This window comes from Erwinia sp. L03-1 (assembly GCF_058686115.1).
In genome coordinates, this window is the sequence record NZ_CM178762.1 from 2750162 (window position 1) to 2762664 (window position 12503).

Sequence of the window (12503 nt, forward strand, 5' to 3'; positions counted from 1 at the left end):
TTCCTTTCCACGCAATGACCTCTTACAGATACAAATAGAGCCTGACCTTACTGGCGGTCAGATTACCGGTTTGCGATGATATTTCAATTTTGTCGTGTGGCGCGACGGTGACGGTACGCGGACGCTCGAAGGGCAGTATCTCCAGCCCCTTATCGTCATACCAGTAGAATCGATAGTGGAGCGTTACCGCCCTCTCCTGCTGATTGTACAGTACCGAAGAGGCGCGCTGCTGCCCCTCATGCTCCGACAGGGTCGGCTCATCGGTGGTTATCCCGGCTGAGAGCACCGACGACTCCATCACCAGCGACTGTGAGGTATTAATGGTGGTGGTATCACTGCTGCATCCGCTGAGGAGTGCAATCAGCGTCATGCCCGTAGCAAGAGCGCGCATCATAGAGTAGGTATCCGCGTTAAACGTGCATTTACTTTGCCAGCATTGGCCCTAAAGGACGGCCCCCGATGAGGTGCAGATGGATATGATACACCTCCTGCCCACCGTGCTGATTGCAGTTCATGATCAGCCGGTAGCCGTCTTCTGCAATACCTTCCTGTTTTGCCACTTTAGCCGCCACGGTAATCATTCGACCCAGGGCAGCCTCATGGCCCGCTACCGTATCATTCACGGTTGGGATCAGGATGTTTGGCACCACCAGAATATGGGTGGGCGCCTGGGGAGAGATATCACGAAACGCGGTAACCAGCTCATCCTGATAGAGGATGTCAGCCGGAATTTCGCGGCGGATGATTTTACTGAACAGGGTTTCTTCAGCCATGGTGCATATCCTTGAGCGGCAGATTGATTTATCGCAGTATGAGCGAGAAATTCAATTTCATTCAACCTTACCGTCACTTTTCTTTCCCTGAATGCGCGCCTTTGCAGCATTTCAGCCCCACAGAGATAAAAAAAGGGCGCTTTCGCGCCCTCAGTGGTACTGACTAACGGTTACAGCTTGCGCATGTAGTCATCCATATCGGTCTTCAGGTTATCGGATTTAGTACCGAAAATGGCCTGAACGCCCGAACCCGCCACGACCACCCCTGCGGCCCCCAGCGTTCTCAGGCCGGTCTGATCGACCTTAGACACGTCGGCCACGCTAACGCGCAGACGGGTGATACAGGCATCCAGGTTTGTAATATTTTCCTTACCGCCAAAGGCCGCCACCAGATTAGCCGCCATCTCGCTGGCGTTACCCGTAGCCTGATCGCGGGTTGCATCTTCACGCCCCGGGGTTTTCAGATTGAACTTAGCAATCACTACCCGGAAGATGGTGTAATAAACCAGACCATAAATGATGCCGACAATCGGGAACAGCCAGATTTTGCTGCTGTTGCCGCTCAGTACCACAAAGTCAATCAGCCCGTGGGAGAAGCTGGTGCCATCACGCATGCCCAGCAGAATACAGATTGGGAATGCCAGCCCGGCAAGGATAGCGTGAATCACATAGAGGATCGGCGCCACGAACATGAATGAGAATTCAATCGGCTCGGTGATCCCGGTCAGGAAGGCCGTGAGCGCGGCGGAGATCATAATGCCGCCCACTTTCGCGCGGTTCTCAGGCTTAGCGGAGTGCCAGATAGCAATCGCCGCAGCAGGCAGTCCGTACATTTTGAACAGGAAGCCGCCTGACAGTTTACCGGCAGTTGGATCGCCCGCCATATAGCGCGGAATATCACCGTGGAACACCTGGCCGGCCGCGTTAGTAAATTCGCCAATCTGCATCTGGAAAGGAACATTCCAGATATGGTGCAGCCCGAACGGCACCAGTGCGCGTTCAATCAGGCCATAGATGCCGAAAGCCACCACCGGATTCTGATAGGCGGCCCACTGTGAGAACTCCTGAATGGCGGTACCCACCGGTGGCCAGATAAATGAGAGCACGACGCCCAGGAATATAGCCGCCAGCCCGGAAATAATCGGGACAAAACGCTTACCGGCAAAAAAGCCCAGATACTCAGGCAGCTTGATGCGATAGAAGCGGTTAAACATATAGGCAGCGATGGAACCGGCGATGATCCCCCCGAGTACACCGGTATCGGCCAGGTGTTTAGCGTCGATTTCCGCCGCAGAAATATGCAGTACCAGCGGCGCTACCACTGCCATGGTTTTAACCATAATCCCGTAGGCGACTACCGCAGCCAGCGCCGAAACGCCGTCATTATTGGTGAACCCCAGCGCCACGCCGATGGCAAATATCAGCGGCATATTGGCAAAGACGGAGCCACCCGCATCAGCCATAACGTGAGAAACTACGGCAGGCAGCCAGCTGAAGTTAGCCGAACCGACGCCCAGCAGGATACCGGCAATCGGCAGGACCGATACCGGTAACATCAGCGATTTACCGACCTTTTGCAGGTTTGCAAATGCATTTTTAAACATAGTGTCAAACTCCTGAGTATGAGTGCTTTTATCCGCGCGGTACGCGTGGCAATGGGGGGAGGTCCCACTGCCGAAGGAGCGTTGTTACGCTCTCAATATTTATTACGAACTGTAAAATAAATCGGTCATGATTTGTTTGATGATTGTCACGTTTCATCTAACATTCGTTGCATTCGTAGCGTATTTTTCTGGTAACCGCCAATTCCTGACCATAAAAAAACGGCACCGCCCTGTGAAGGCGATGCACATTACGATCGGCAACAAATTATTACGAGCAGTAAAATTATTTAGCGGTCTGACAGCTCAGAGAGCGGGACGTGGAACAGCGTAGAGAAGTTTTGCGTGGTCGCTTCAGCCATTTCCTCAATGCTCACGCCTTTTAATACGGCCATATACTCCGCAACGTCGCGCGTCCAGGCCGGCTGGTTTTCCTTACCGCGGTAGGGAACGGGTGCCAGGTAAGGTGAGTCAGTCTCCACCAGCATTCTGTCGAGAGGCACATAGCGTGCCGCCTCGCGGATCGCTTCAGCGTTGCGGAAGGTGACGATGCCGGAGAAAGAGATATAAAAGCCCATATCCAGCAGTTTTTCCGCCGTTTCACGATCCTCGGTAAAGCAGTGCAATACGCCGCCACATGCCTCTGCCTGCTCCTCTTTCAGGATGGAAAGCGTATCCTCGCGCGCGGCGCGCGTATGGACGATAACGGGCTTATTCAGATCGCGACCAGTGCGGATGTGCTCGCGGAAAGAGGCCTGCTGCTGCGCTTTCGTTTCCTGCTGGTAGTGATAGTCCAGCCCGGTTTCTCCCATCGCCACCACGCGAGGGTCGGCCGCCAGCCGGCGAAGATCGGCGAAATCCCACTCTTCTTCCTGGTTGAGCGGGTGTACGCCGCATGAGAATGCCACGTTTGGCCTGTCGCCAATCAGCTGCCTCATGGCGGTATAGCCGGGCAGCGTGGTGGCAACGGCCAGCATAAACTTCACGTCGCGGGCGGCGGCCTTAGCCAGTACGTCGGAGACGTCCTGATGAAGATTTTCATAATCCAGGCCATCAAGATGGCAGTGTGAATCGACTAAAAACATAATAACTCTCGGGTTCGTTTACCCGACCGTAGGGGTGTGCAGCATCTGCTCCCAGCCCAACAGCCGATCGGTTAATAACAGTTCGCGATTGACGGCAGAGACATGCAGCAGCCGATCGCGACAGATAATCCATTCCCGCAGGCTGAGATCCAGCGCGCTGCCGGGAAGCTGTGACGCCATTCCGGCAATCAGCGGCTGGCGATCTGCGTTCGCAATAAAAGCCCCACCGCCCTGCTGCCACTTGAGGGCATCCACCAATAGCGCACACAGCCAGCCAATGCGCCTGGCCGCGTCATCATGATTGAGAACCGGCAGCAGGCGCAACATATCCGACTGCAGCGCCTCCGGCAGTGCGTGACATAATGCTTCCCGCGCTGCCCAGCTCTTCTCTTCCAGCAGCGCAAGGGCTGCGCCCGGTGCTCCCCCACTCAGGCGCAGGGCGGTGATACAGGCCTCCTGAGGCGCCCCGACCTGTTTTTGCAGCCAGCTCAGGCTCGGCTCCTCCGGCGGCGGTGCCAGATGAAAGTTCTGACAGCGGCTGCGCAGCGTGGCCAGCAGATCCGCAGGCTGGTGGCTGCTTAACAGAAACCAGGTATTTTTGGGCGGCTCTTCCAGCGTTTTTAACAGAGCATTCGCCGCCGCCTCGGTCAGCTGCGACGCATCGGGCAGCCAGACAACCTTCGCGCCCCCCTGCTGGGCGTGATGGTAAAGTTTTTCCGTCACGCCGCGAATGGCATCAATTCCCAGTGACTGCTTGCCCTTCTCCGGCGAAAGCTGATACCAGTCGGGATGCGTATGCGCCTGCATAAGCTGGCAGGCGTGGCAGGTGCCACAGCTTTTAAAGCCATCGCGGCGCTGGCACATCAGCCAGCGGCTTAGCCCCCACACCAGCGAGGCATCGCCCATACCGGGAAGCGACTGCAATAACAGGGCATGATGCCCTCTGCCCGCCTGGTGCTGGCTGACCAGCTGCCGGTAGGGTTGATTCAGCCACGGATACCAGATCAAAGCTGCGCCTTAAGCCAGCCCGCGACCGATGCACGTATGGCCTGGGTGACCTGCTCCAGTGGCTGGGTGGCATCAATGGTGGTAATGCGCCGATCGCTGGCCGCCAGCGACTGATAGCGTTCGCGAACGCGGGTAAAGAAGTTGAGCGACTCCTGCTCAATACGATCCAGCTCGCCTCTTGCCCGGGCACGTTGCAGGCCGATTTCAGGTGTGACGTCCAGATAGAGCGTCATATCGGGGGCAAAATCACCGAGCACGCTGCTTTTCAGCTGCGCCATCAGGTTGCTGTCCATGCCGCGCCCACCGCCCTGATAGGCCTGCGAGGAGAGATCGTGACGGTCGCCCACCACCCACGCGCCGCGGGCAAGGGCAGGTTTAATGACGTTCTCCACCAGCTGGACCCGGGCGGCATAGAGCATTAATAATTCTGCCCGGTCAGTGATCCGTTCATTCCCGACGCCCTGCTTTATCAGATCGCGCAGTTTTTCTGCCAGCGGCGTTCCCCCCGGTTCGCGGGTAAAAACGATCTCAGCGATCCCCTGCTGCCTTAGCTCAGCGACCACCACGTCACGGGCGGTGGTTTTCCCTGCGCCCTCCAGCCCTTCAATCACAATAAACTTACCGCTCATTTCTGTTCCTTAACGGCCAGACGCCATGCCTGAACCGCCCGATTATGACTGGCGAGATTAGTGGTAAAGGTATGTCCTCCCTTACCATCCGCAACAAAATAGAGGAAGTCTGTTTTCAGCGGATGCGCCGCCGCTTCCAGCGAGGGCTTGCCCGGCATCGCAATCGGTCCTGGCGGCATGCCAGGGATAATATAGGTGTTCCAGTCGCTGGGCGTTTCGAGATCCTTACGCGTCAGACTGCCCTTATAGCGATCGCCCATACCGTAAATCACCGTTGGGTCAGTTTGCAGACGCATGCCCAGACGCAGACGGTTAATAAATACCGATGCCACCTGGCTTCGCTCTGTTCCAATCGCCGTCTCTTTTTCAACAATCGAGGCCATGGTCACCAGGTCGTTCTTATCCTTATAGGGCAGGCCGTCAGCTTTTTCCTGCCACAGCTGATCAACCAGACGATCCATCCGCTCATGGGCGCGCTTCAGCAATGCAACATCGGTGGTGTTAGCCGTATAGGAGTAGGTGTCGGGATAAAACCAGCCTTCAACATCCTGCTCCTTCAGATCCAGGGCAGCGGCGACCACCGTCAGACTGTCAGCCGATAGCGTATGCTTAATATAGGGTGCAGTGCGCAGTGCGGCCAGCCACTCCTGCATGCGCGTCCCCTCAACAAAACGTATCGGGAACTGGGCTTCTTTGCCGCTGGCCAGCAGCGCCAGCATCTGGCGGACGGTCATCCCCGGCGTAAAGCGATAGGTGCCCGCCTTAAATTTGGCCAGATCCGGTTCCAGCTTCAGTAACCAGCCAAACCACCGGGTACTGGCCACCACATGCTGTTTATTCAGTTCGGCTTCCAGCACCACTCTGCCCGAGCCCGCCGGGAGGGTGAATATCGTTTCATCGTGAATGGGCAGCGTGGAATCCGCGTACTGACGCACCTGCCAGTAACAAACGGCAACAGCAGCCACGGCGGCCAGCGCCAGGATGGTAATAATTTTTCGCGTAGGTGTCATGAAATGTCCATGTTAAACGTTTCTGGCAGTAATCAAATTGAACAACTGGCGGGAAGCGTAGTGCCACGTGTCGATCTGACGGACCGGCACCACGGGCATCAGTGCATTAGTGATAAACACCTCATCCGCACTGGCAAGCGTATCGGGCGGCATTCTGACCTCATGCAGCGCGATCCCCCGCTCTTTTAACTGATGAATAACCCACTGACGTTGAATACCCTCAACGCCAGACGCGTGCAGGTCGGGCGTGTAAACCTGCTCTCCCCTGCGCCAGAATAAATTTGCCGCACAGCATTCCACCAGCAACCCTTCGGTGTCAAGCACCAGGGCTTCGTCGGCTTCGGTCTGCTCAAGCTCTGTACGGATGAGTACCTGCTCCAGGCGATTCAGATGTTTGATACCCGCCAGCAGGGGATTTTGCCCCAGCCGGACTGAACTTAGCGTCAGCCTGGCGCCGGTTTCACGCAGCTGGGCGTAATGTTGCGGATAGGGTGACAGGTAGAGGATCCGCGTCGGGCTGTCACAGCCCGCAGCACTGTACCCGCGCCCACCTGAGCCGCGTGAAATAATCGTTTTCAGGACGCCACCGCTGCGTTGCGATGCCGCATAGATCATTTCAGCGCGCAGCGCGCCCCAGTCAACTGCCGCAATGCGCAGACGATCACAACCTGTAGCAAGCCGTTGCAGATGGGCTTCCAGCGCAACGATCTGACCCTCAACAATACGCGCCGTCGTAAAACACCCGTCGCCAAAATGCACGGCACGGTCTGCTGCTGCAAGACTGTTTTGTGACTCGCCGTTTATCCAGGCCATTCATCCCTCCGGTGACGATAACATAGGGGTAAAGATTACCTGTAAGCCCGAACGGATTCATCCGATCGCCAGGACTAAATTGTATAAAGATTAAAAAATGCGGATGCGCCGGCAGCCAGAAATGAAAAAGCCCCGCTGGGGCGGGGCTTCAGATACCACATTGCGGGATTAGATCCGTCGGAAGATCAGCGAGCCGTTCGTGCCGCCAAAGCCAAAGGAGTTGCACAATGCGTATTCCAGTCCACTGACCTGACGTGCGGTATGCGGCACGAAATCAAGGTCACAGCCTTCATCCGGGTTATCCAGATTAATGGTGGGTGGAATAACCTGATCGCGCAGCGCCAGTATCGAGTAGATTGACTCAACCGCACCAGCGGCCCCTAACAGATGCCCGGTCATCGATTTCGTTGAACTGACCATCACGGTTGACGCAGCTGCGCCGAAGACGCTCTTCACCGCCTGCGTTTCCGCTTTATCACCGGCCGGCGTTGAGGTGCCATGCGCGTTGATATAGCCAATCTGTTCCGGTGAAAGCTGCGCATCTTTCAGTGCATTGACCATTGCCAGTGCTGCACCCGCACCATTTTCCGGCGGAGAAGTCATATGATAAGCATCGCTACTCATGCCAAAGCCCACCAGCTCAGCATAAATTTTCGCGCCGCGTTTTTTCGCGTGCTCATACTCTTCCAGCATCACGATACCCGCGCCATCGCCCAGCACGAAGCCGTCGCGGTCTTTGTCCCAGGGACGGCTTGCCGACTGAGGATCCTCATTGCGGGTAGACAGTGCCCGGGCCGCGCCAAAGCCGCCAATCCCCAGAGGGGTACTGCCCTTCTCTGCACCGCCCGCCAGCATGACATCGGCATCGTTGTAAGCAATGATGCGCGCTGCCTGTCCGATGTTATGCACACCGGTCGTACAGGCGGTAGAGATAGCAATGCTGGGACCTTTCATGCCAAACATAATAGTCAGATGACCGGCTATCATGTTTACAATCGTAGAAGGCACGAAGAAAGGGCTAATCTTACGCGGACCGCCGTTGACCAGAGATGTGTGGTTCTCTTCGATCAGACCAAGACCACCAATACCAGAGCCGATAGCGGCACCAATACGGTCGGCGTTTTCATCGGTGATGACCAGGCCAGAATCCTGCATGGCCTGAATGCCAGCGACAACTCCATATTGAATAAAGGCGTCCATCTTGCGCTGATCCTTACGCGAGATAAACTCTTCACAGTTAAAATCCTTTACTAAGCCAGCAAAACGCGTTGCGTAGGCACTAGTATCAAAATGGTCGATCGGGCTGATGCCACTCTGACCGGCAACAAGAGCATTCCAGGTAGACTCTACGGTATTGCCGACAGGAGACAACATGCCAAGACCAGTCACAACTACACGACGCTTAGACACGTTCGTCCTCCAGGGAGGGAAAAAATGACACTGTGTGGGACGTTCAGATAAAATTCAGGCGGTCGAGTGACCGCCTGGAGATGCTCACTTAAGCCTGGTGACCATTGATGTAATCAATAGCAGCCTGAACAGTTGTGATTTTCTCAGCTTCTTCATCCGGGATCTCGGTATCAAACTCTTCTTCCAGAGCCATAACCAGCTCAACGGTATCAAGAGAATCAGCGCCCAGATCTTCTACAAAAGAGGCAGTATTTACAACTTCTTCCTGCTTAACGCCAAGCTGTTCGCCAATGATTTTCTTAACGCGTTCTTCGATAGTGCTCATACTATTAAATTTCCTATCAAAACTCGCTTTCGCGATGGTTTTCGTAGTGTATAAAATGTTGAAAAAGATGCAACTAAATCCCGGCTGGTCTAACCACGATTTTACGTTATTTTGCGGGATTCGCCGCAAATAACGCAAATAATTTCGTGATTATCAGACCATATACATTCCGCCGTTGACGTGAAGCGTTTCACCAGTGATGTACGCCGCCTCGTCGGAGGCTAAAAATGCAACGGCATTGGCGATTTCCTGTGGGTCGCCAAGGCGCCCCGCAGGCACTTCCGCCAGAATGCCCGTACGCTGATCTTCAGTCAACGTACGCGTCATGTCGGTTTCAATGAAACCAGGAGCCACAACGTTAACGGTAATACCACGTGACGCGATTTCACGCGCCAGTGATTTGCTAAAGCCAATCAAACCTGCTTTTGCTGCTGCATAGTTTGCCTGGCCCGCATTACCCATCGTTCCGACAACGGAACCGATGGTAATAATTCGGCCTGCGCGCTTCTTCATCATAGCGCGCATTACCGCTTTTGACAGGCGGAAAACGGAAGTCAGATTCGTTTCCAGGATATCCTGCCACTCATCATCCTTCATCCGCATCAGAAGATTGTCGCGCGTGATGCCTGCATTATTGACTAAAATGTCGACTTCACCAAACCCGGCGCGAATATTTTCAAGCACCTGCTCAATAGAAGCCGTTTCAGTCACGTTCAGCGACAGGCCTTTGCCCTTGCTGCCGAGATAAGCACTGATTGCATCCGCGCCGCTCTGGCTGGTGGCGGTGCCAATCACTGTTGCACCGCGTGCGGCCAGCGTTTCAGCGATAGCGCGCCCAATTCCGCGACTTGCGCCCGTTACCAGCGCAATTTTTCCTTCAAAGCTCATCATCTTCCTCGTATAACTGTTAAAGCGCAGCGGACAGGCTGGCCGGATCGTTCACCGGTGCCGCCGTCAGGGTATCAACGATACGCTTAGTCAGGCCAGTTAGCACTTTACCCGGCCCCACTTCCAGCAGCGACGTTACGCCCTGGGCTGCCATAAATTCCACACAGCCGGTCCAGCGAACCGGGCTGTACAGCTGACGAACCAGCGCACTGCGGATAGCCTCAGCCGAGGTCTCGCATTTGACATCAACATTATTCACGACCGGTACAGTCGGGGCGTTGAAGGTCAACTTCTCCAGCGCTATCGCCAGCTTGTCCGCGGCGGGCTTCATCAGCGCGCAGTGTGAAGGTACGCTGACCGGCAGCGGTAGCGCACGTTTGGCGCCAGCGGCCTTGCACGCGATACCCGCACGCTCAACGGCTTCTTTATTTCCGGCAATCACAACCTGCCCTGGCGAGTTGTAGTTAACCGGTGAAACAACCTGGCCCTGGGCAGACTCTTCGCAGGCTTTTGCGATAGAGGCATCGTCCAGACCAATAATGGCCTGCATGGCACCCGTGCTTTCCGGCACCGCTTCCTGCATCAGTTTTCCGCGCAGCTCTACCAGCCTGATAGCATCAGTAAACTCAAGCACGCCTGCACAAACCAGCGCACTATACTCGCCCAGGCTGTGTCCCGCCAGCATTGCTGGCATCTTGCCGCCTTTTTCCTGCCAAACGCGGAAAATAGCAACAGATGCAGCCAGCAGCGCGGGCTGCGTTTGCCAGGTTTTGTTCAGTTCTTCAGCAGGCCCATTCTGCACCAGCGCCCACAGGTCATAGCCCAGCGCCGCAGAAGCTTCGCCAAAGGTTTTTTCAACTGTTGGGTTTTCCGCTGCCAGTTCAGCCAGCATGCCAGGCGTCTGTGAGCCCTGACCGGGAAAAACCATTGCAAATTGCGTCATTGTCATTTCCTGTTAATCAAAAACGAACCAGCGCCGAGCCCCAGGTGAATCCACCGCCGAAGGCTTCCAGCAGGATCAGCTGGCCGCGCTGAATACGACCATCGCGCACCGCTTCGTCGAGCGCTGTCGGGACCGAGGCCGCAGAGGTATTACCATGACGATCCAGCGTCACCACCACTTTTTCCATCCCCATGCCCAGCTTGCGGGCAGTGGCATTGATAATACGCAGATTTGCCTGATGGGGGACCAGCCAGTCAATGGCTTCGCGATCAAGATTGTTGGCCTGGAGCGTCTCTTCAACAATATGCGCCAGTTCAGTAACCGCTACTTTGAACACCTCGTTCCCCGCCATCGTAACGTAGGAAGGCTGTTCCTGATGCTCACGATCCTGGTTGCTCAGCGTTAACAGCTGGCCGTAGCGGCCATCGGCATGAAGATGGGTAGAGATGATGCCCGGCTCCTCGCTGGCACCCAGTACGACGGCACCGGCACCGTCGCCGAACAGAATGATTGTGCCGCGATCTTCAGGATCGAGCATGCGCGCCAGCACGTCGGCGCCAATGACCAGTGCATTCTTCACTGCACCGTTTTTGATGTACTGATCGGCAACGCTAAGACCGTAGGTAAAGCCTGCGCAGGCAGCCGCCAGGTCGAACGACGCGGCATCATCAATTTCCAGCATCTGCTGGATCATGCACGCCGAGCTGGGGAAGGCATGGCTGGATGAGGTGGTGGCGACTACGATCAGCCCGATATCGTTTTTATCAATACCGGCCATTTCCAGCGCGCGCCGGGCGGCCTGGAATCCCATGGTTGCGACATTTTCGTCTGGCGCGGCAATACGACGCTCACGGATACCGGTTCGGGTGACAATCCACTCGTCCGACGTATCCACCATTTTTTCCAGATCGGCGTTAGTCCGCACCTGTTCGGGCAAATAGCTGCCCGTACCGATAATCTTCGTATACATTTCCGCTCAGTCACTCTTAGGTAATACAGCCTGAAGGCGGGCAGCAATCCGCTCCGGAACTTGCCGCCGCACCGCCTGCTCTGCCTGTTCGATCGCCGCAGCGAACGCGCTTTGATTGGCCGCGCCATGGCTTTTTATCACCGTACCGCGTAATCCTAACAGACAGGCGCCATTGTACTGGTCGGGATTGAGATGGCCGAAGCGCCTGGCGAGGCGTTTCTTAAGTAAATGCCCCAGCAGCGACAACCACCATACCCTCTTTTTACCTTCGCCCTGTGATTTCAACAGCGAAAGAAACATTCTTACCACGCCCTCCATGGTCTTTAGCGTGATATTGCCCACGAATCCATCGCAGACAAGCACATCCGTTTTACCGGTAAGAAGATCGTTACCTTCAAGGTAACCAATATAGTTAATATCTGGCGATTCACGCAGTATATCAGCCGCATCGCGGATGCTGGCGATACCTTTATTCTCTTCCTGGCCGATATTCAGCAGCGCTACGCGTGGGTGAGTAATGGTCAGTAACTCTTCTGCCACCACCGCGCCCATAATGGCAAACTGCACCAGCATCGCGCTGTCCGACTCCACATTCGCGCCCAGGTCCAGCAACACCGTTTTGCCCTGCCTCTGGTGGGGCAGAACGGTCATCAGCGCCGGACGCTCAATGCCTTCCAGCGGTTTTAATAGCAGTTTTGACAGCCCCATCAGCGCACCGGTATTCCCGGCACTGACGCACGCCGCTGCCCGCCCCTCTTTAACCAGCTCCAGCGCCACGCGCATGGAGGAGCCGCGACTGTGTCGGATGGCCCAGGAGGGTTTGGCATCACTGGCAATAACCGACTCGGCAGGAATAACCTGCAGGCGCGCGAGTGCGGCTGAATCAGCTTTTGCAAGTAATGGCTTGATTTTGTCGGGATCGCCGACCAGAAGAAGATGCAAATGCAGATCGGAGGCCAGTGCCTGCATTGCAGCAGGCACTGTCACGCAGGGACCGAAGTCCCCGCCCATGGCATCGAGTGCCAGGGTCAGACGTGTCAAAGTATCG

Annotated in this window: 14 protein-coding genes; all 14 read right to left on the bottom strand. The window is 55.7% G+C overall.

The genetic code is table 11. The annotated features are described in order from the left end of the window. Positions 1 to 22: 22 nt before the first annotated feature. The 14 genes from AC4PCC_RS12675 to plsX all read right to left on the bottom strand — a co-directional run bounded on the left by AC4PCC_RS12675 (position 23) and on the right by plsX (position 12496). Positions 23 to 391: a YcfL family putative periplasmic lipoprotein gene (locus AC4PCC_RS12675; RefSeq protein WP_067703721.1), complete on the bottom strand. Its 369-nt coding sequence runs from the start codon at positions 389 to 391 to the stop codon at positions 23 to 25. A 31-nt stretch (positions 392 to 422) separates the two neighbouring features. Next, positions 423 to 773, bottom strand: a complete 351-nt coding sequence (gene hinT / locus AC4PCC_RS12680) for a purine nucleoside phosphoramidase (RefSeq protein ID WP_492124762.1) — start codon at positions 771 to 773, stop codon at positions 423 to 425. Between the two features lie 170 nt (positions 774 to 943). Beyond that, a complete protein-coding gene (gene ptsG, locus AC4PCC_RS12685) occupies positions 944 to 2377 on the bottom strand; it encodes a PTS glucose transporter subunit IIBC (RefSeq protein ID WP_067703216.1) in 1434 nt (477 codons plus the stop codon). A gap of 287 nt (positions 2378 to 2664) precedes the next feature. Then, positions 2665 to 3459, bottom strand: a complete 795-nt coding sequence (locus AC4PCC_RS12690) for a metal-dependent hydrolase (RefSeq protein ID WP_067703212.1) — start codon at positions 3457 to 3459, stop codon at positions 2665 to 2667. Between the two features lie 18 nt (positions 3460 to 3477). Continuing rightward, on the bottom strand, positions 3478 to 4467 hold the full coding sequence (gene holB / locus AC4PCC_RS12695) for a DNA polymerase III subunit delta' (RefSeq protein WP_492124763.1): 990 nt from the start codon (positions 4465 to 4467) through the stop codon (positions 3478 to 3480). Further along, the gene (tmk, locus tag AC4PCC_RS12700) at positions 4464 to 5096 is read right to left on the bottom strand and encodes a dTMP kinase (protein WP_492124764.1); all 633 of its coding nucleotides are present in this window, start codon (positions 5094 to 5096) and stop codon (positions 4464 to 4466) included. The genes holB and tmk overlap by 4 nt, the downstream gene beginning before the upstream one ends. Beyond that, the gene (mltG, locus tag AC4PCC_RS12705) at positions 5093 to 6106 is read right to left on the bottom strand and encodes an endolytic transglycosylase MltG (protein ID WP_492124765.1); all 1014 of its coding nucleotides are present in this window, start codon (positions 6104 to 6106) and stop codon (positions 5093 to 5095) included. The genes tmk and mltG overlap by 4 nt, the downstream gene beginning before the upstream one ends. A gap of 12 nt (positions 6107 to 6118) precedes the next feature. After that, positions 6119 to 6919: an aminodeoxychorismate lyase gene (gene pabC / locus AC4PCC_RS12710; protein ID WP_492124766.1), complete on the bottom strand. Its 801-nt coding sequence runs from the start codon at positions 6917 to 6919 to the stop codon at positions 6119 to 6121. 168 nt (positions 6920 to 7087) lie between these two features. Beyond that, positions 7088 to 8329, bottom strand: coding sequence for a beta-ketoacyl-ACP synthase II (gene fabF / locus AC4PCC_RS12715; protein ID WP_492124767.1), 1242 nt, complete (start codon positions 8327 to 8329; stop codon positions 7088 to 7090). A gap of 88 nt (positions 8330 to 8417) precedes the next feature. Continuing rightward, the gene (gene acpP / locus AC4PCC_RS12720; protein ID WP_004157115.1) at positions 8418 to 8654 is read right to left on the bottom strand and encodes an acyl carrier protein; all 237 of its coding nucleotides are present in this window, start codon (positions 8652 to 8654) and stop codon (positions 8418 to 8420) included. Positions 8655 to 8807: 153 nt separating this feature from the next. After that, positions 8808 to 9542 carry a 3-oxoacyl-ACP reductase FabG gene (gene fabG / locus AC4PCC_RS12725; RefSeq protein WP_492127516.1) on the bottom strand — a complete coding sequence of 245 codons (735 nt, stop codon included), beginning with the start codon at positions 9540 to 9542 and terminating at the stop codon, positions 8808 to 8810. 19 nt (positions 9543 to 9561) lie between these two features. Continuing rightward, the gene (gene fabD / locus AC4PCC_RS12730; protein WP_492124768.1) at positions 9562 to 10485 is read right to left on the bottom strand and encodes an ACP S-malonyltransferase; all 924 of its coding nucleotides are present in this window, start codon (positions 10483 to 10485) and stop codon (positions 9562 to 9564) included. A 16-nt stretch (positions 10486 to 10501) separates the two neighbouring features. Next, positions 10502 to 11455 carry a beta-ketoacyl-ACP synthase III gene (locus tag AC4PCC_RS12735; protein ID WP_492124769.1) on the bottom strand — a complete coding sequence of 318 codons (954 nt, stop codon included), beginning with the start codon at positions 11453 to 11455 and terminating at the stop codon, positions 10502 to 10504. A 6-nt stretch (positions 11456 to 11461) separates the two neighbouring features. Next, entirely contained in the window at positions 11462 to 12496 is a 1035-nt protein-coding gene (gene plsX / locus AC4PCC_RS12740) for a phosphate acyltransferase PlsX (protein ID WP_492124770.1), read from the bottom strand. Between the last annotated feature and the right edge of the window lie 7 nt (positions 12497 to 12503).